We start from the raw sequence: 19,078 nt of genomic DNA on the forward strand, positions 1-19,078 counted from the left end.
GCGGTGCCGCCGTGCGGGTGCCGACGCACGACGCCCCGCCCKCCGCCGCGCCCGCGCMTGTTGCAGCGGTTGCTCCCGCGCAGGTCGCTGCACCCGCACCCGCACCCGCGCCCGCCCCCGTGGCCGCGCCGACCGCAGACACCGCTCCTGCGCCGGCTGCGCCGGTGGCTGAGCCCGCTCCCGTCCGCGCGGCTGCGCCGACCCCTCCACCCGCGTCCGAACCCGTCGTCGAGCCTGCCCCCGAGCCTGTCTCCGCCGCGCCCGAGCCCGCCCCGGCCCCGGAGCCCACTCCCGTGGCCGCTCCGGCTCCCGCCCGCTCCACCGGCGGCCCCGACACCGAGGTGCTCCGGCGGCGCTGGCCGGAGGTGCTGGAGACCGTCAAGGGCCTGCGCCGCGTGACGTGGGCGCTCATCGACCCGCGCAACGCGCAGGTGGCCGAGCTCGACGCGACGACGCTGCGGATCGCGTTCGACAACCCGGCGCTGGCCACCACGTTCCGCAACGGCGCCCACGCGGACGTCGTCGCGCGGGCGGTGCGGGAGACGCTGGGGTTCGACGTCCGGGTCGAGGGCATCCTCGCCGAGCAGGTCGCGCCACCGGCGGCGCCGTCGCCTCCGACGCCCGTCGCGACCGCGGGCGACCGCGGAAACCCCCGCGCCGTGACGCCCGCCGAGGCCGCGGCGTCGTGGGACGACGAGCCCCCGGCCGCCGAGCCGCCCGACGACGAGCCCGGAGAGCCCGGCGAGGCCGCCCCGCCGCCGCAGGACCTCGCGCCCGAGCCCCCGGGTGCGACGACGGCGCGCGAGCGGGGGATGGCGGCAGCCCGCGAGTCGGCGGCCCGCGTGATCCCCGGCGTGCCCGACGAGCCGTCGCCGGACGACCCGGACATCACCACGTCGAGCCTCATCGGCGCACCACTGGTCGCGCAGATGCTCGGCGGGACGGTCATCGACGAGCAGCTGGACGACGGCACGTCGTGATCGCCGGGCGGTCGGTACGCCTCGCGGGTCGGCGCGACAGGCGCCGGTCGTGACCGTCAGCCGAACGACGGCCTCCACCAGCGAGGCGGAGCGCGCGTGACCGCCCCGGCGCGCGGCGGCCTGCACCACCTCGAGATCTGGGTGGCCGACCTCGCGTCGGCGGAGTCGAGCTGGGGGTGGTTGCTCACCGAGCTCGGATACGCCGTCCGCGACCGCTGGCCCGTCGGCGTGAGCTGGGCGGCGCAGGATGCCGTGCCGTACGTGGTGCTCGAGGCAGGCCCGGACGTGGCGTCGGCCCCCCACGACCGCCTGCGGCCCGGAGTGAACCACGTCGCGTTCCACGCGGGCACGCGTGCCAAGCTCGACGCGCTCGTCGCGGCGGCTCCGGAGCACGGGTGGTCCCTGCTGTTCGCGGATCGGCACCCGTTCGCCGGCGGACCCGACCACTACGCCGCCTACCTGGAGGACCGGCAGGGCTTCGAGGTGGAGCTGGTGGCCACCGACGACCAGGCCGCTGACGGCCCCGCGTCCGGCGGCCCCGCGCCGTCGACCCCGTAGGCTGGCGGTCGTGTACGAAGGCGCGGTCCAGGACCTGATCGACGAGCTCGGGCGTCTGCCCGGAGTCGGTCCCAAGAGCGCCCAGCGCATCGCGTTCCACGTGCTGTCGGCGGACCCGGCGGACGTCCGGCGGCTCGCGGACGCGCTCACCGAGGTGAAGCTGCGCGTCCGGTTCTGCGAGATCTGCGGCAACGTCGCGCAGGAGCCGCAGTGCCGCATCTGCCGCGACCCGCGCCGCTCGCCGCTGACCATCTGCGTGGTCGAGGAGCCCAAGGACGTCGTCGCCATCGAGCGCACCCGCGAGTTCCGCGGCAAGTACCACGTGCTCGGCGGGGCCATCAACCCGATCGCGGGCGTCGGCCCGGACGACCTGCGCATCGCGCCGCTCATGACCCGCCTGGCCGACGGCACGGTCACCGAGGTCATCCTGGCCACGGACCCGAACGTCGAGGGCGAGGCGACGGCGACCTACCTGGCCCGGCTGCTCGTGCCGATGGGCCTGACGGTCAGCCGGCTCGCGTCCGGCCTCCCGGTGGGCGGCGACCTGGAGTACGCCGACGAGGTCACGCTGGGTCGGGCCTTCGAGGGCCGCCGACGGATCAGCGCGTAGGGGGATGCAGATGAGCACATCGGCCGACGCCGACCTCCGCGACATCGCGCACGCCGTCGCGACCGAGGCCCGCAGCTACCTGACCACCATCACCGAGGTGGCGGCCGGCGCCAACCCGGACGCGTCCCTCCCACTGCTCCTGCTCGCGGTGAGCGACGTGCTCGCCGCCGGCGCGCGGCTCGGGGCGACCACCGACGTCGTGCCGGCCGAGCGGTTCGAGCCGGACGTCGGCCCCGACCCGGACGTCGAGCCCCTGCGCGCCAACCTGGCCAACGTGTTCGAGGGCATCGACGAGTACGCCGAGGTGGTCGACCCGCTGCTCGGCGTCGATGTGCAGCCCGCGAGCGTGTCGGGCGACCTTGTCGCGATCGCCGGCGCGCTGGCCCAGGGCCTGCGGCACTACGAGACCGGCGGGGTGCTCGAGGCCCTGTGGTGGTGGCAGTTCTCCTACCTGTCCGACTGGGGGGAGCGCGCCTCGAGCGTGCTGCGCACCCTGCAGACGATGCTGGCGCACCTGCGGCTCGACGTGGAGGACGACGTCGCGGCCGAGGCCGAGTACGACGCCCTGCAGCCGTAACCCCGCCAGGCGACGCGCGGGAACGGTCGCTGAGGCGGAGTACGACGCCCTGCAGCCGTAACGTCGCCAGGCGACGCGTGGGCACGGTCGCGGAGGCGGAGCACGCGGCCATGAGGGCCGGTCAGGCGACCCGTGTGCCCCGGGCCAGGGTGCGCGTCGGGATGCGGAGCCGGCGGACCGCGACGACGAACCCGCCGGCGCCCAGCAGGACGATCACGGCGAGTCCCCAGGGCCACACGGGCGCGTGGGAGACGTCCTGCGGAGCGTTGTCGCTCAGCGGGTCGATCCAGCACTCCTGCAGGGGGATCTGCGGCCCGGCGCGCAGCTCGCGGACGCCGTCGCGGATGGCGCCCAGCGGGTCGTTGCTGTTGGCCGACTGGGCGTCGTACTCCGACGTCCCGGCCGCGTCGGCGACGACGACGAACGGGTTGAGGCCGAGCAGCCACCAGGTGCGCTCGGTGTGCGGGACGGACCGCTCCTGGGTCTGGACCGTGCACTCCACGGTCCCCTCGCCGTCCCAGTCGGCGGGCACCGTGTTCACCTCGACCGGCTGGGTCGTGGAGATCGACGGGTACGTCACGCCGAAGAGGACGAGCGTGAGCAGGCAGAGCCCGGCGACCGACAGGAACGTGAGGACCGTCGACCCGGCGGTGCGGGTGGTCAGCGCGGAGAACCCGAGGCCGATCCCGCACACCGCCGCGAGGATGACCGCGACCACGACGACCACCCGCAGCAACGACGCCCCCGGGGTCCCGCCCAGCGCGAGCGCGATCCCGAAGAACGGCAGGCTCACGACGAGGAAGGCGCACGCGGCGGCCCACGCTGCGAGCAGCTTTCCGGTCGCGATCTCCGCGGGGGTCAGCAACGTGACCTGCAGGGTGGCGAGCGTGCCGGCGTTGCGGTCCCCGTTGATGCCGGTGGACGCCAGTGTCGGTGTGACCAGGAGGCCGAGTCCGAGGACCAGGAACGTGACGGCGCCGAACAGCAGCGGCCCGCTCGACCACCCCGGGGCGGGCGTGTCGCGCGACGAGATCGTCGCGATCGCGCCGGACGTCAGCAGCGTGATGCCGCCGACGACGACGAACCACACGATCAGCGCCACGACCCACCGGGTGGAGCGCACGCGCTGCCGCAGCTCGAGGACGGCGACCGTCCGGACGCCGTGCCAGGTCAGCCCCCACGTCGCGGACCGGGGGGACCGCGGTGGCGTCGTCGACGGCTCGTGCTCGAGCTCGACCTCGGACAGCGTCATCGCCGCTCCTCCTCGAGGGTCAGGTAGGCCTGTTCCAGCGCCCCGCCAGCCGGGACGAGGGACACCAGCGGCACCCCCGCTGCGACGGCGTCGCGGACCAGGCGTGCGGCGCCCTCCTCGCCGTCGACCTCGAGGAGCACGCCGCCGGCGCCGGTCGGCGAGACCGCTGCGTCGTCGGGCCGCCACGCTGCGCCCGTGTTGGTCAGCCAGGTGGTGAGGGCCTCGTGCGAGAGCGCGCGGACGTGCCAGGTACTCGTCGGCGACGCGTCGACGACCGGGACGACCGTGCGGCCCTTCGACAGGAACACCGCGTCGTCGGCCATCTCGTCCAGCTCCGAGAGCACGTGGCTGGAGACGAGGATCGTGCGGCCCTCGTCGGCGAGCTTGCGCAGCAGGATCCGCAGGTCGACGCGGGAGCGGGGGTCGAGGCCGCTGGCCGGCTCGTCGAGCAGGAGCACCGACGGGTCGTGCACGAGCGCGCGGGCCAGGCCGAGCCGCTGCTTCTGACCGCGGGACAGGACGCTCGCCGGGCGGTCGGCGTACTCGGCGAGGTGGACGGTGGCCAGCAGCTCGGTCGCTCGTCGCGCCGCCGTGGCCGCGTCGAGCCGGTACGCCGCGGCGAACGTCAGCAGCACCTCGCGGGCGGTCAACGAGTCCCAGGTGCCGAACGTGTCGGGCATCCACCCGGTGCGCGCCCGGGCGGCGGGACCCTGCGTGACGGGGTCGAACCCGGCGACCGTCACCGACCCGGTGTCCGGCACGAGCAGGCCGGCGAGCACGAGCAGCAGCGTGGTCTTGCCCGATCCGTTGGGGCCGACGAGGGCCGTGACGGCCCCGGCGCGTGCGGTCAGGCTGACGCCGTCGAGTGCCTTGACCGACCCGAAGGCGCGGTGCAGGTCGCGTACCTCGATGCCGTCGCGCGCGGGGGCGGGAGGTGGGGGCGGGGCGGCTGCGGTGTCGTCATCGACGGTGCTCGACATGGCGACAACCTAGAACCCGAGGGCGGCTGACGGTGCGTGTCTGCCGCGGAACTCTGTGCAGGTGCTGTGGAGGCACCCGATCGGGTCAGCCGCGGGTCCTGAGCACCGAGGATCCGGCATCTGAAACTCGCTGCCCACCTGGTGGGCACGCACGTACACTCGCCCGGTCCCGTCCCGAGCCCGCGAAAGAGCTGTCCCGTGGCCCTGATCGTGCAGAAGTACGGCGGTTCCTCCGTCGCCGACGCCAGCAGCATCAAGCGCGTCGCGAAGCGGGTGGCCGAGGCCAAGCGCGCCGGCCACGACGTCGTGGTCGTCGTCAGCGCGATGGGCGACACGACGGACGAGCTCATCGACCTGGCCCAGCAGGTGACGCCGCTGCCGCCGCAGCGCGAGATGGACATCCTGCTGACCGCCGGCGAGCGCATCTCGATGGCGCTGCTGGCCATGGCGATCCACAACCTCGGCGTCGACGCCAAGTCCTTCACCGGGCAGCAGGCCGGGGTGATCACCGACGAGGCCTACGGCAAGGCGCGGATCATCGACGTCACGCCCAGCCGCATCCGGCAGACGCTCGCGCAGGGGTCGGTCGCCATCGTCGCCGGGTTCCAGGGCGTCAACCCGTCGACCAACGACGTGACGACGCTGGGCCGGGGCGGCTCGGACACCACGGCGGTCGCGCTCGCCGCGGCGCTCAAGGCCGACGTCTGCGAGATCTACACCGACGTCGACGGCGTGTTCACCGCGGACCCGCGCATCGTGCCCGGTGCTCGCAAGCTCGACCGGGTCGCCTACGACGAGATGCTCGAGCTCGCCGCGAGCGGCGCCAAGGTGCTCGTGCCGCGCTGCGTCGAGTACGCGCGCCGCTACGGGGTACCGATCCACGTGCGTTCGTCGTTCAGCACACACAAGGGCACGCTGGTGACCGACCAGCCTGCAGACGAGGGAGAGACCGTGGAGCAGCCGATCATCGCCGGCGTCGCGCACGACCGCAGCGAGGCCAAGATCACGGTCGTCGGCGTCCCCGACGTGCCCGGCAAGGCCGCGCGGATCTTCGAGGTCGTCGCGGGGGCCGGTGTGAACATCGACATGATCGTGCAGAACGTGTCGGTCGCCGCCACGGGCCTGACGGACATCTCGTTCACGCTGCCCGCCACGGACGGCGCGGCCGGCACGGCGGCCCTGACGGAGCACCAGCCGGACATCGGCTTCCAGTCGCTGCAGTACGACGACACCATCGGCAAGCTCTCGCTCATCGGCGCGGGCATGAAGTCGCACCCCGGGGTCTCGGCGCGGTTCTTCGCCGCGCTGTCGGACGCCGGCATCAACATCGAGATGATCTCGACGTCGGAGATCCGCATCTCCGTGGTCACCCGCGCCGACTCGCTCGACGACGCGGTCCGCGCGGTGCACACGGCGTTCGACCTGGACTCCACGGAAGACGAGGCCGTCGTGTACGGCGGGACGGGACGGTAGGGCCATGGGACTGAACATCGCGGTGGTCGGCGCGACCGGCCAGGTCGGCGGCGTCATGCGTCGCCTGCTCGAGGAGCGCGACTTCCCCGTCGCCTCGATCCGCTACTTCGCCTCGGCGCGCTCCGCCGGCACGACGCTGCCGTGGAAAGGCACTGACGTCGTGGTCGAGGACGTCGAGACCGACGACCTGTCCKGCATCGACGTCKCCCTGTTCTCCGCGGGCGGCGCGGCATCCAAGGTGCACGCGCCCCGGTTCGCCGCCGCGGGTGCGCTCGTCATCGACAACTCGTCGGCGTGGCGCCGCGACCCCGAGGTCCCGCTCGTCGTTTCCGAGGTGAACCCCGGCGCCCTGGCCGACGCCGTGAAGGGCATCATCGCCAACCCGAACTGCACCACGATGGCCGCGATGCCGGTGCTCAAGGTGCTGCACGACGAGGCCGGCCTGAAGCGCCTGGTCGTCTCCACCTACCAGGCCGTCTCCGGCTCGGGTCTCGCGGGTGCCGACGAGCTCGACAGCCAGATCCGCGCCGCCGTCGAGCAGGACACCCTCGCGCTGGTGCACGACGGGTCCGCCGTCACGCTGCCCGCGCCGGTGAAGTACGTCAGGCCGATCGCGTTCGACGTCATCCCGCTGGCCGGTTCGATCGTCGACGACGGGCTGAACGAGACCGACGAGGAGCAGAAGCTCCGCCACGAGTCCCGCAAGATCCTCGACATCCCCGGCCTGCTGGTGTCCGGCACCTGCGTCCGCGTGCCGGTGTTCACCGGCCACTCGCTGTCGATCAACGCGGAATTCGAGCGTGCCATCACGCCGGAGCGCGCGGCCGAGCTGCTGGCAGACGCGCCGGGGGTCCAGCTGACCGACGTCCCGACGCCGCTGCAGGCCGCCGGCCAGGACCCGTCGTTCGTCGGCCGCCTCCGCCAGGACGAGGGCGTCGAGGGCGGTCGCGGGCTCGCGCTGTTCATCAGCAACGACAACCTCCGCAAGGGCGCCGCACTCAACGCCGTCCAGATCGCCGAGCTGGTCGCCGCCCAGCGCCTCACCACCGTCTGACGCACCACCCGCAACGTCCGAGCAGATGGAGGCCCTGACCTCCATCGGCTCGGACGTTGTTGTGTCTGCCCCCAACGTCCGCAGATTCGCGCGGCCCGGCGACCGGATCTGCGGACGTCCGGGGGTTGTCGGCCCGCCGGGTTGTGTGGTTAGTTGGTCATGTAATGAACCATAGAACGGAGGCGCGCGGTGTTCGACGGGCGTGACCCCCTCTACGTGCAGATCGCGGACCAGATCCGCGCCGACGTGATGTCGGGGGCTCTCCGGGCGGAGGAGCAGGTCATGTCCACCACGCAGTACGCGACGACGTTCCGCATCAACCCCGCGACCGCCGCGAAGGCGTTCACGGAGCTGGTTGACGAGGGCGTGCTCTACAAGCGCCGCGGCATCGGCATGTTCGTGGCCGCGGGCGCCCAGGAGAAGCTGCTGGCCGAGCGCCGACAGAGCTTCTTCGCCGATGTGGTCGATCCGGTGCTCGAGCAGGCGCGCATCCTGGGCATCGGCGTCGACGAGATCATCCGCAGACTCCAGGAGGGACCGCGATGAGCGGCTTCGGCGTCGAGGTCCGCGACCTCACCGTCCGCTACGACAGGACGACCGCGCTCGATGCGGTGTCGTTCGGCATCCGCCCGGGCGTGATCACCGGCCTGCTGGGTCGCAACGGCTCGGGAAAGACGACCGCACTGTCGGTCGTCGCCGCCTTCCGGCGCCCGAGCCGCGGGACGGTGCTGGTCGATGGCGAGGACCCGTGGGAGAACGAGCGGGTGCTGGCCGGGACGTGCCTGGTCCGGGAGAGCGGCGACGTGCTGCTCGACCGACCGCTGCGCGAGACCCTGGACTTCGTCGCGAACCGTCGACCGCTCTTCGACCGGGACCTCGCGGACCGGCTCTTCGACACCTTCGAGCTCGACCCGAAGACTCAGCCCCGCCGGCTCTCGCGCGGCAAGCGATCGGCCTTCGGCGTAGTCCTCGGCATCGCGACCCGCGCACCCCTGACGATGCTCGACGAGGTCCACCTCGGCATGGATGCGCCGTCCCGGTACGCGTTCTACGACGCCCTGCTGGCCGACTGGCTGGAGCACCCGCGCACGATCGTGCTGTCCAGCCACCTGATCGGCGAGATCGAGCGGCTGCTCGAGGACGTGGTCGTCCTCGACCGCGGGACGGTGCTCACCGTCGCCGACGCGGACACGCTGCGCTCCAGCGGGTTCACGGTCACCGGGCCGGCCGAGTCGGTCGCGGCCTTCGTCGCGGGCCGGGAGGTCGTCGCCAGGCAGCAGCTGGGCCGCACCGCGCAGGCGACCCTGGTGGGCGCCCAGCCCGACGACCGGGAGCGCGCGCGGGCAGCCGGGCTGGACCTCGGCCCGGTCGCGCTGCAGGACCTGTTCGTGCACCTGACCGAACGACCGGCCGCGCGGACGAACACCGAGGTGACCCGATGAGCATCGCCACGACACCCGTGCCGACCCGACGCACCGTGCGCGCGACGGCGGAGTGGATGCTGACCGTCCACCTCTTCATCGCCGCGTGCTTCTGGGGGATCGCCATCGTGGTCCTGACGCTGGTGATCGTCATCATCGACCAGGTCGGTGCGGCGAGCACCAGCGTCGTCGCGTTCAGCCGGCAGGCCGCGATCTGGCTCCCCTTCTCGATGTTCATCGGCGTCACGGCCGCCTACCTGCCCGTGCACGTGGCCAGCGGGCTGACGCGGCGAGTCCTCTCGCTCGGGGCCCTCGTCGCGGCGGTGGTGACCGGGCTGGTCAACGGCGTGGTGTTCGCCGTGCTGCTCGTGATCGAGCGCGCCGTGTTCGGCGCGCTGGGCTGGGAGTGGAACGTCGTGGACGACGTCGTGTGGTCCGGGGCCGAGGTCCCGGAGTTCTTCGTCGCCAGCTGCTTCACCTTCGTCGTCGCCTACGTGTCGGGGCTGCTGGTCTGCCTCACCTACCAGCGCCTGGGCGGTTGGTGGGCGACGCTCGCGCTGCCCCTGACGGCCGGCCCGATCTTCGTGGTCTCGGCGCTGTTCTCACAGAACACGGGCCCGTTCGCCACGGCCGGGTGGCTCGGCGGCGGGCAACCGGTCGTCGTGGCCGTGACGGGCAGTGTCCTGATCGGCGCCGCGATGGCGTTCGCGTTCGACCGCCTGACGCGCGGAGCGCCCGTGCCCAGCCGCACCTCCTGATCCGACGCCTCGAGACGGGACCGGCCACGCGCCGCTCCCGCGGCACCTCACACCCTCAAGGAGCCCACCATGTCCGTCATCCAGGTCGAGCACCTGCACAAGCGCTACGGCGACACGGTCGCGGTCGACGACGTCAGCCTCGAGGTCCACCGCGGCGAGATCTTCGGCGTGCTGGGCCGCAACGGCGCCGGCAAGACGACGACGGTCGAGATCATCGGCGGCCTGCGCAGGCCCGACGCGGGCACGGTCCGCGTGCTCGGCCTCGACCCGGTGGGTGATCGGGCGCGACTACGCGAGGTGGTCGGCCTGCAGCTCCAGGAGAGCCAGCTCCAGCCGAGGATCACCGTCCGCGAGGCGCTCGACCTGTACGCGTCGTTCTACCCGGACCCCGCGGACCCGACCGCGCTCCTCGACGAGCTCGGCCTCACGGACCGGGCCGGCACCCGCTTCGAGCAGCTGTCGGGCGGCCAGAAGCAGCGGCTGTCGGTCGCGCTCGCCCTCGTCGGCAACCCGCAGGTCGCAATCCTCGACGAGCTCACCACGGGTCTGGACCCGCACGCGCGCCGCGACACCTGGGAGGTGGTCGAGCGCATCCGGGCGCGCGGGGTCACGATCGTGCTGGTCACGCACCTGATGGAGGAGGCGGAGCGGCTCTGCGACCGGATCGCGCTCATCGACGCGGGCCGGGTGGTGGCCACCGGCACACCCGCGGAGCTCGTGGCGCGGGCGACGGTCGAGCAGGTGCTGCGCTTCCGGCCGTCGGCCCCGGTGCCGCCCGGCCTGCTCGAGGGCCTCGGCACCACGACCGAGCGCGACGGTGAGCTCGAGGTCCGGGGTCGCGACAACGTCGTGCAGGACGTGCTCGTCGCGCTCGACAGGCACGGCATCCGGCCGGAGCACCTGCGCCTCGAGCAGAGCTCGCTCGAGGACGCCTTCGTCGCACTCACGAGCCCTCTGGAGGTCTGATCATGTCGCACACGCACGCCCTCACGCCTCTCACGGTCGCCGAGTCCCGTCTCTACGTGCGGGACCCGTCGGCGGCCTCCTTCGCGATCCTCTTCCCGGCCGTCCTGCTCACGGTGCTCGGCCTCGTGATGCCGTGGGCCGACCAGCCGTTCGACGTCACCGATCCCGTCCTGTCGCAGGTCAACGGCATCACCGGCTACACCCCGACCGTCCTCGCGCTGGCCGTCGCCACCGTCGCGCTGTCCACCTTCCCGACGGCGGTCGCGACCTACCGCGCGCGCGGCGTGCTCAAGCGGCTGTCGACGACGCCGGTCCCGCCGTCGCGGGTGCTGGTCGCCCAGGTGCTGACGAACCTCGCGGCGCTGCTGGTCGCGGCGGTCCTCATGTACGTGCTCGGCGCCGCCCTCGTCGGCGTCGCTGCGCCGGCCGAGCCGCTCGTCCTCGTGCTCGCCCTGGTCCTCACGGTGCTGTCGGCGTTCGCGGTGGGTGCCGTGATCGCCGCCCGGGCGCCGACGGCGGCTGCCGCGACGGGTTGGGGCATGGGCGCGTACTTCGCGTCCCTGTTCTTCGCCGGCGTCTGGCTTCCCCTGCCGCTGATGCCGCCGACGCTGCAGACCATCGCGGGCTTTACGCCGCTCGGCGCGGGCAGCGAGGCGCTCGCCGCCGCGTGGTTCGGGCAGCCGTTCCCGACGCAGGCGCTGCTCGTCATGGCGGTGTGGTCGCTCGTCGGCATCCCGCTCGCGTCGCGCCTGTTCCGGTGGTCGTGACCCGGGTGGTCGCGCTCCCATCGAATCGTTTAGGAGTCTGGACGCTGGCTGTGCGCGGCCGGACAGTGGGCGCCGACCCGATCGTCGCCTGCCCGGAGGTCCGCACCGAAGCGGACAGCCCCGGCACCGGCGGTCAGTTCCTTCGTGCACCTCCGTCACCGCTCCCGCGCGCCCGCGTGCGGGGCGCCGGGTCGTGCCCGCGGCGTCGCGGGGGCGTGCCCGACAGCCAGAAAGGTACGAATGATGTCCTCATCGACCCGACGGCGAACTGCCTGGGTGGCCACGGCCACCCTCAGCGCAGCGTCGCTCCTGGCCATCTGCGGGATCCAGCCCGCCATGGCCGCGACCGGGGCGGCAGCCGCGCTGCCCACCACGGTCACCGTCCCCGCGGCCGCGCCGCTCGCCGCCGCGGTCCCGGACGGCGAGTACACCCAGCGGTTCCTCACCATGTACACCAAGATCAAGGACCCCGCGAACGGCTACTTCAGCGCGCAGGGCATCCCCTACCACTCCGTCGAGACCCTCATCGTGGAGGCCCCCGACTACGGCCACGAGACCACGTCCGAGGCCTACTCTTACTGGCTGTGGCTCGAGGCCCTCTACGGGCAGGTGACGCAGGACTGGGCGCCGCTGAACCATGCGTGGGACACGCTCGAGAAGTACATGATCCCGACGAGCGCGGACCAGCCGACGAACTCGTTCTACAACCCGGCCAGCCCTGCGACGTACGCGTCGGAGTTCAACAACCCGAACCAGTACCCGTCGCAGCTCAACAGCGGCGTCACCTCCGGCCAGGACCCGATCGCGGCCGAGCTGAAGTCGACGTACGGCACGTCGGACGTCTACGGGATGCACTGGCTGGCTGACGTCGACAACAAGTACGGGTTCGGCGCCACGCCCGGCGCGGGTTGCGAGCTCGGCCCGACGGCGACCGGCTCCTCCTACATCAACACCTTCCAGCGCGGCCCGCAGGAGTCGGTCTGGGAGACCGTCCCGCAGCCGTCGTGCGAGGAGTTCAAGTACGGCGGCACCAACGGCTACCTCGACCTGTTCACCAAGGACTCGTCGTACGCCAAGCAGTGGAAGTACACCGACGCCCCCGACGCCGACGCGCGCGCCATCGAGGCCGTCTACTGGGCCAACCAGTGGGCGACCGCGCAGGGCAAGCAGGCGGACGTCGCCGGCACGGTGGCCAAGGCCGCGAAGATGGGCGACTACCTGCGGTACGCGCTGTTCGACAAGTACTTCAAGACCATCGGCTGCACCTCGCCGTCGTGCCCCGCGGGGTCCGGCAAGAGCAGCGAGCACTACCTGCTGTCCTGGTACTACGCCTGGGGCGGCGCCAACGACACGTCGGCCGGCTGGGCCTGGCGCATCGGGTCGTCGCACGCGCACTTCGGGTACCAGAACCCGCTCGCGGCGTGGGTGCTGTCGACGGACGCGGCGCTGACGCCGAAGTCGCCGACGGCCAAGACGGACTGGGGCACGTCGCTCACGCGGCAGCTCGAGTTCTACAAGTGGCTGCAGTCGCCCGAGGGCGGCATCGCGGGTGGCGCCACCAACAGCTGGGACGGCGCGTACGCGACGCCCCCGGCCGGGACGCCGACGTTCTACGGCATGGCGTACACGGAGGCCCCGGTCTACAACGACCCGCCGTCGAACCAGTGGTTCGGCATGCAGGCGTGGGGCATGCAGCGCGTCGCGGAGCTGTATTACGCGTCGGGCAACCCGCAGGCCAAGGCCATCCTCGACAAGTGGGCCCCGTGGGCCGCGGCCAACCTCACGGTCAGCGGCACCACCTGGTCGATCCCGTCGGAGCTGACGTGGACCGGCAAGCCGGATACCTGGAACTCGGCCAACCCGGGCGCCAACACCGGCCTCAAGGTCGCCATCAAGAGCACCGGCCAGGACGTCGGCGTCGCCGGGGACCTGTCCCGCACGCTGCTCTTCTACGCGGCCAAGTCGGGCAACACCGCCATCCAGGCCAAGGTGAAGTCGCTCCTCGACGCCATCTGGGCCTCGAACCAGGACCCGCTGGGCGTCTCGGCGCCGGAGACCCGCACGGACTTCGCGCGGTTCGACGACCCGTACGTCCCGGGCGGCAACGGCGTCTACATCCCGGCCGGCTGGACCGGCACGATGCCCAACGGCGACGCCATCAAGCCGGGCGTGAGCTTCCTCGACATCCGCTCCTGGTACAAGCAGGACCCGCAGTGGTCCAAGGTCCAGGCGTACCTGGACGGCGGCGCCGCGCCGACGTTCAGCTTCCACCGGTTCTGGGCCCAGACGGCCATCGCCGGCGCCATGGCGGACTACGACCGCCTGTTCCCGGGGACCGCGCCCGCCGACACGGTCGCCCCGAGCGTGCCGGCGGGCCTGCTCGCCGGCACCACCACCGCCACGTCGGCCACGATCTCGTGGACGGCCTCGACGGACAACGCGGGCGGCTCCGGCGTCGCCGGGTACGACGTCTACCGCGGCACGACGAAGGTCGGCTCCTCGACCACCACGTCGTTCACCGAGACCGGTCTGACGGCCTCGACGGCGTACTCGTACACGGTCCGGGCTCGCGACGTCGCCGGCAACGTGTCGGCCTCGTCGTCGGCCCTGTCCGTCACCACGAAGGCCGCGCCGACCGACACGACCGCGCCGAGCGTCCCCACGGGCCTCGCCGCGAGCGCGGTCACCCAGAACAGCCTCACGCTGGCCTGGGCGGCGTCGACCGACAACTCGGGTGGCTCCGGCTTCGCCGGGTACGACGTCTACCGCGGCACGACGAAGGTCGGATCCACGACGACGACGTCGTACTCCGACACCGGCCTCACGGCGGCGACGGCGTACTCCTACACCGTCCGGGCCCGGGATGTCGCAGGCAACGTCTCGGCCGCGTCGTCGGCGCTCTCGGTGACCACGCTGCCGGCGACGACCACTGACACGATCGCCCCGTCGGTGCCCGCGGGCCTCGTCGCGACGACCGTCACGGAGACCAGCGTCGCCCTCACGTGGACCGCGTCCACGGACACGGGCGGCTCGGGCCTGGCCGGGTACGACGTCTACCGGGGTACGACGAAGGTCGGCTCGCCGACCACCGCGTCGTACACCGACAGCGGCCTCACGGCGGCGACGGCGTACCAGTACACGGTCCGGGCTCGCGATGTCGCGGGGAACATCTCCGCGGCGTCGTCGGCCCTCTCGGTGACCACGAAGTCCCCGTCCACCACCAGCTCCTGCAAGGTGACCTACACCGCGAGCAGCTGGAACACGGGCTTCACGGCCTCCGTCAAGGTGACCAACACCGGCTCGACGGCGCTGAACGCCTGGACCCTCGGGTTCTCGTTCGCCAACGGGCAGAAGGTCACGCAGGGCTGGAGCGCCGACTGGTCCCAGACCGGCACGGCGGTCACGGCGAAGAACGCGGCGTGGAACGGCACCCTCGGGGCCGGTCAGAGCACCGACATCGGGTTCAACGGCTCCCACACCGGGACCAACACCAACCCGACGGCGTTCACGCTGAACGGCGCGGCCTGCACAGTCGGCTGACGCTCGACGAACGGGCCGGTCCTCCGCATGAGGGCCGGCCCGTTCGTGCGGGGTAGGGGCAACCCCACCCCGCCCTCGTGGGTGGTCAGGCTGTCTGGCACGAGCCCCGGACCCCTAGCGTCACTGTCATGAGCTCCCCGACGCCCCCGAGCAGCGTGTCCGACGACCTGCGCGTCGTCGCCCCCGCGTTCACGGACCTGCGCGCCCTGGCCGCGGCGCCCGTGTCCGTCGCCACCTGGCGCGGGATCTCGCAGATCGTCGTCGGCTCCTTCGTCATCCTCGTCGCCGCGATCGGTCTGACGGTGGCCCTGTCGCTGTCCCTCTCCCTGGTCGTCCTGTTCGTCGGCATCCCGATGCTGGTCGCCACGCTCTGGGCGTGCCGCCCGTTCGCCCGGCTCGAGCGGGCCCGGCTGCACGCGCAGCTGGCGGTGGAGATCTCGACGCCCACCTACCCGCGGCGCGAGGGCACGTGGGCCTCGTGGTGGGCCGTCCTGTCCGACAGCCGCACCTGGGCGCACGCGGCCTACGTGGTGGTCGCCGGCCTGCTCCTCACGCTGCAGAGCGTCCTGGTGACGGTCGCGGGCGGGTTCGCGCTCGGCGGTCTGGCCTACCCGGTGATCGCCGCGGCGAGCGGCCTGCGCCACCCCCCGATCCCGCTGGTGCTCATGGTCCCGGCGGCGCTCGCGTGCGCGTGGCTCGCGGCCCTGGCCACGCAGGCCGGCTCGCTCGCGATCGTGCGCTGCGCCCGGTCCCTGCTCGGGGCGTCGCCGCGGGCCGAGGCCGTCGAGGCGGCCCGGCAGGCGCAGGCCCGCGCGGTGCAGGCCGAGGGTCGGGCCGTCCAGCTGCGCGAGACGCGCACGGCCGCGGTCGGTGCCGCCGACGACGAGCGCCGCCGGATCGAGCGCGACCTGCACGACGGCGCGCAGCAACGACTGGTCGCCCTCGGCGTCGAGCTGGGCGCCGCCAAGCGCAAGGTCTCCAGCGACCCGGAGGCCGCCGCCGCCCTGGAGCACGCGCACCGCGAGGTCAAGGAGACCCTGGCAGAGCTGCGGGACCTGGTCCGCGGCATCCACCCGGCCGTCCTCACCGACCGCGGCCTCGATGCCGCGCTCTCGGCGCTGGCCGCGCGCAGCCCGGTGCCGGTCCGCGTCGACATCCCGAACCCGCCGTCGCTCACCCGCGCGAGCACGTCGGCACAGGCCGCCGCCTACTTCGTCGTCGCCGAGGCGCTCACCAACGCGGCCAAGCACGCCGACGCGCACCAGGTGGTGGTGACAGTGACCGCCGACGACACCCTCCGGCTCGTCATCGCCGACGACGGCCGCGGGGGAGCGCATCCGACGCCCGGCAGCGGGCTCGACGGCCTGCGCAGCCGCGTCGCCGCCCTCGACGGCACCTTCGACCTGGACAGCCCGGCCGGAGCCGGCACTCGACTCACCGTGGAGGTGCCGTGCGCATCGTGATCGCCGAGGACTCGGTCCTGCTGCTCGACGGCCTGACCAGGCTGCTCGTCGCGGAGGGGCACGAGGTCACCGGCTACACCACCGCCGACGACGTCGTCGCGGCTCTCGGGCCCGACGACCAGCTGCCCGACGTGCTGGTCACCGACGTCCGGATGCCCCCGTCGCACACCGACGAGGGCCTGCGGGCGGCCGTCCACCTGCGCAGCCTGCACCCCCGGCTGCCGGTCCTGGTCCTGTCGCAGTACGTGGAGCAGCGGTACGCCCGCGAGCTCTTCGCCGGCGACGTCCGCGGCCTCGGGTACGTGCTCAAGGACCGCGTGGCTGACGTGGACGACTTCCTCGACGCCCTGGCCCGCGTGGCCGGCGGCGGCACGGTCATCGACCCCGAGGTCGTCGCCCAGATCCTCGCCCGGGCACGCCGCTCGGGCCTCGAGACCCTCACCCCGCGCGAGCGGGACGTGCTCGGCCTCATGGCGGAGGGCCGCTCCAACGCGGCCATCGCCGACCGCCTCGTCGTCGGCCTGCCGGCCGTCGAGAAGCACGTGACGTCCATCCTCACCAAGCTCGACCTCCCGCAGGCCGCCGACGACCACCGCCGTGTGCTCGCCGTCCTGCGCTGGCTGGAGCACGAAGGAGACCACTCATGACCACGACCCTGGAGCGCCCGCCGACCACCCCGCCGCCCGCCCGCACGCCGGCCGCCCGCGCGCTGACCTGGACCGGCGCGATCATCGGCGCCGTCCTGCTCCTCTCCGCCGGGTACAGCGCCGTCAACCTGCTCGTCCTCGGGTCCGACGACGCCACGACCGTCTCGCACACCGCGTCGTACGCCGCGACGCCCGTCGTGGAGCTCATCGCCGACGGCCACGTCTCTGTGACCACCGGGGGTGACCGGGTCGAGGTCGAGCGGACCGCCCGGACAGCCCTGACCACGGCGCACTACTCGGCCTCGACGGTCGGCGACCACCTGCGGGTGCAGTACCGCTGCACCTGGTGGCGTCCCGGCTTCTGCTCGGCGTCGCTGGACGTCACCGTGCCCGACGGGACGTCCGTGATCGTGCGCGCCAGCGACGGATCCGTCACCGCGACGGCGCTCCGCGGCCCGCTCGACGTGCACGTCAGCGACGGCACCTCGCAGGTGTCGGACATCGACGGCGACGTGACCCTGCGGACCAGCGACGGCGACACCGACCTCAGCAACATCCGCGGGAACGTGGTCGTGAGCTCGGCCGACGGCGCCGTCACCATCGGCGACGTCTCCGGATTCGTCGACGCCCGTTCGAGCGACGGACCCATCGAGGTCTCCGGCGTGCGGGGGAACGTCGACACCCACGCCAGCGACGGCGACGTCACCGTGTTCGGCACGGGGGAGCCCGTCGCGCTCGACATCTCCGCCTCGGACGGCCGGCAGATCGTGGAGGGACCGGTCGATCCCACGTCGTCGGTGCACGTCCGGATCCGCACCAGCGACGGCGACGCGGCGTACCTGCGACCGCGCGGCTGAACCCACGAGAAAGGCCCCTGATCAGCAGATCTGCTGATCAGGGGCCTTTCTCGTCTGTCGGGGTGGCGGGATTCGAACCCACGACCTCTTCGTCCCGAACGAAGCGCGCTACCAAGCTGCGCCACACCCCGTGGAGCCTGGTAAGGATAGCCGACGAGTACCCGTGCGACGAAACTGGATCAGGCGCCGACCAGAGTGATCAGCGTCGCTTCCGGCCGGCACGCGAACCGCACCGGCGCGTACGGCGACGTCCCGAGGCCCGCGGACACGTGCATCCACGTCGACCCCGCGCCGCCGGGCTGGTCCGGGCGCGGTCCCGGCCAGCCGTGCAGGCCCTTGGCGCGGCGGGTGTCGAGGTCGCAGTTGGTCACCAGCGCGCCCCAGAACGGCAGGGCCAGCTGCCCGCCGTGCGTGTGCCCGGCGATCGCCAGGTCGACGTCGTCGGCGTGCATGGCGTCCAGCACCCGGCGGTACGGCGCGTGCGTGACGCCCAGATGGAGGTCCACCGGCGTCGAGCCCGTGCCGGCGTCGTCGTCGCCCTCCGCGTCCGGGAACCGGTCACGATCGAGGTGCGCGTCGTCCGTGCCGACGAGCGAGATCACCCGCCCGTCGACCTTGACGACGTCCCGGCGGTTGGTGAGGTCGATCCAGCCGGCGGACCGGAACCGCGACGTGAGCTCGCGCCAGGGCAGCTCAGGCGGCGACTCCTGGTGCTGGCGGCGGGCGTCGGGCAGGAGGTAGCGCGCCGGGTTCTTCGGGCTCGGTGCGATGTAGTCGTTGGAGCCGAGCACGAACGCCCCGGGGACGGCCAGGTGCGGCTCGAGCGCCTCCAGCAGCGCCGGCATGGCGTCCAGGTGCGCCCAGTTGTCACCCGTGTCGATCACGAGGTGCGGGTCCAGCGACGCCAGGTCGCGCACCCAGTCGACCTTCTTGCGCTGCCCGGGCGTCAGGTGCAGGTCGGAGAGGTGCAGGATCCGCAGCGGGTCCTGGCCGGCCGGGAGCACCGGCACCGTGACCTCGCGCAGCGTGTACCAGCGCACCTCGATCAGCGAGGCGTACGCGAGCGCGCCCGCACCGGCCTGCGCACGCCGGACTCGCCGACGCAGCGGGTGGGCGGCACGTTCTCCACGGAGTTCGCCTCGGTCGAGCACGTCGAGCGGATGCTGTCGCTGGAC

General features: G+C 72.9%; 17 protein-coding genes, 1 tRNA gene and 1 pseudogene. 15 read left to right on the forward strand and 4 right to left on the reverse strand.

Annotated elements, in window-relative coordinates; translation table 11 throughout:
* From AC1DYZ_RS19630 to AC1DYZ_RS19645, 4 genes and pseudogenes are all read left to right on the forward strand, one after another.
* A pseudogene (locus tag AC1DYZ_RS19630) lies at positions 1–980 on the forward strand (DNA polymerase III subunit gamma and tau); the annotation flags it as partial.
* A gap of 96 nt (positions 981–1,076) precedes the next feature.
* Positions 1,077–1,538, forward strand: coding sequence for a VOC family protein (locus tag AC1DYZ_RS19635; RefSeq protein WP_477066778.1), 462 nt, complete (start codon positions 1,077–1,079; stop codon positions 1,536–1,538).
* Positions 1,539–1,548: 10 nt separating this feature from the next.
* Positions 1,549–2,148 carry a recombination mediator RecR gene (gene recR, locus AC1DYZ_RS19640; protein ID WP_477050089.1) on the forward strand — a complete coding sequence of 200 codons (600 nt, stop codon included), beginning with the start codon at positions 1,549–1,551 and terminating at the stop codon, positions 2,146–2,148.
* Between the two features lie 10 nt (positions 2,149–2,158).
* Positions 2,159–2,725 (forward strand): DUF5063 domain-containing protein, encoded by a 567-nt coding sequence (locus AC1DYZ_RS19645; RefSeq protein ID WP_477066779.1) that lies wholly within the window; start codon positions 2,159–2,161, stop codon positions 2,723–2,725.
* Between the two features lie 121 nt (positions 2,726–2,846).
* Here the strand turns inward: AC1DYZ_RS19645 and AC1DYZ_RS19650 are convergent, their stop codons facing one another.
* Positions 2,847–3,977: an ABC transporter permease gene (locus AC1DYZ_RS19650; RefSeq protein WP_477066780.1), complete on the reverse strand. Its 1,131-nt coding sequence runs from the start codon at positions 3,975–3,977 to the stop codon at positions 2,847–2,849.
* Entirely contained in the window at positions 3,974–4,957 is a 984-nt protein-coding gene (locus AC1DYZ_RS19655; RefSeq protein WP_477066781.1) for an ABC transporter ATP-binding protein, read from the reverse strand. The genes AC1DYZ_RS19650 and AC1DYZ_RS19655 overlap by 4 nt, the downstream gene beginning before the upstream one ends.
* A 198-nt stretch (positions 4,958–5,155) precedes the next feature.
* Here AC1DYZ_RS19655 and AC1DYZ_RS19660 point away from each other — a divergent pair, with 198 nt between their 5' ends.
* The 11 genes from AC1DYZ_RS19660 to AC1DYZ_RS19710 all read left to right on the forward strand — a co-directional run bounded on the left by AC1DYZ_RS19660 (position 5,156) and on the right by AC1DYZ_RS19710 (position 17,903).
* Positions 5,156–6,430: an aspartate kinase gene (locus AC1DYZ_RS19660; RefSeq protein WP_477066782.1), complete on the forward strand. Its 1,275-nt coding sequence runs from the start codon at positions 5,156–5,158 to the stop codon at positions 6,428–6,430.
* A gap of 4 nt (positions 6,431–6,434) precedes the next feature.
* The gene (locus AC1DYZ_RS19665; protein WP_477066783.1) at positions 6,435–7,484 is read left to right on the forward strand and encodes an aspartate-semialdehyde dehydrogenase; all 1,050 of its coding nucleotides are present in this window, start codon (positions 6,435–6,437) and stop codon (positions 7,482–7,484) included.
* A gap of 189 nt (positions 7,485–7,673) precedes the next feature.
* On the forward strand, positions 7,674–8,030 hold the full coding sequence (locus tag AC1DYZ_RS19670) for a GntR family transcriptional regulator (RefSeq protein WP_477066784.1): 357 nt from the start codon (positions 7,674–7,676) through the stop codon (positions 8,028–8,030).
* Entirely contained in the window at positions 8,027–8,926 is a 900-nt protein-coding gene (locus tag AC1DYZ_RS19675) for an ATP-binding cassette domain-containing protein (RefSeq protein ID WP_477066785.1), read from the forward strand. Before AC1DYZ_RS19670 ends, AC1DYZ_RS19675 begins: the two co-directional genes overlap by 4 nt.
* Positions 8,923–9,663: a hypothetical protein gene (locus tag AC1DYZ_RS19680; protein WP_477066786.1), complete on the forward strand. Its 741-nt coding sequence runs from the start codon at positions 8,923–8,925 to the stop codon at positions 9,661–9,663. Before AC1DYZ_RS19675 ends, AC1DYZ_RS19680 begins: the two co-directional genes overlap by 4 nt.
* Positions 9,664–9,732: 69 nt before the next feature.
* On the forward strand, positions 9,733–10,629 hold the full coding sequence (locus tag AC1DYZ_RS19685) for an ABC transporter ATP-binding protein (protein ID WP_477066787.1): 897 nt from the start codon (positions 9,733–9,735) through the stop codon (positions 10,627–10,629).
* 2 nt (positions 10,630–10,631) lie between these two features.
* A complete protein-coding gene (locus AC1DYZ_RS19690) occupies positions 10,632–11,396 on the forward strand; it encodes an ABC transporter permease (protein WP_477066788.1) in 765 nt (254 codons plus the stop codon).
* 243 nt (positions 11,397–11,639) lie between these two features.
* Entirely contained in the window at positions 11,640–14,936 is a 3,297-nt protein-coding gene (locus tag AC1DYZ_RS19695; RefSeq protein ID WP_477066789.1) for a glycoside hydrolase family 48 protein, read from the forward strand.
* 128 nt (positions 14,937–15,064) lie between these two features.
* Entirely contained in the window at positions 15,065–16,399 is a 1,335-nt protein-coding gene (locus AC1DYZ_RS19700) for a sensor histidine kinase (protein ID WP_477066790.1), read from the forward strand.
* Complete coding sequence (locus tag AC1DYZ_RS19705) at positions 16,387–17,046, forward strand: response regulator (protein ID WP_477066791.1); 660 nt, start codon at positions 16,387–16,389, stop codon at positions 17,044–17,046. The genes AC1DYZ_RS19700 and AC1DYZ_RS19705 overlap by 13 nt, the downstream gene beginning before the upstream one ends.
* Complete coding sequence (locus AC1DYZ_RS19710) at positions 17,043–17,903, forward strand: DUF4097 family beta strand repeat-containing protein (RefSeq protein WP_477066792.1); 861 nt, start codon at positions 17,043–17,045, stop codon at positions 17,901–17,903. The genes AC1DYZ_RS19705 and AC1DYZ_RS19710 overlap by 4 nt, the downstream gene beginning before the upstream one ends.
* 57 nt (positions 17,904–17,960) lie before the next feature.
* Here AC1DYZ_RS19710 and AC1DYZ_RS19715 read toward each other — a convergent pair.
* Both AC1DYZ_RS19715 and AC1DYZ_RS19720 read right to left on the reverse strand, forming a co-directional pair.
* Positions 17,961–18,034, reverse strand: a tRNA-Pro gene (locus AC1DYZ_RS19715).
* Positions 18,035–18,082: 48 nt separating this feature from the next.
* The gene (locus AC1DYZ_RS19720) at positions 18,083–19,009 is read right to left on the reverse strand and encodes a metallophosphoesterase (protein WP_477066793.1); all 927 of its coding nucleotides are present in this window, start codon (positions 19,007–19,009) and stop codon (positions 18,083–18,085) included.
* Between the last annotated feature and the right edge of the window lie 69 nt (positions 19,010–19,078).

This window comes from Cellulomonas sp. P1_C4, assembly GCF_056406355.1.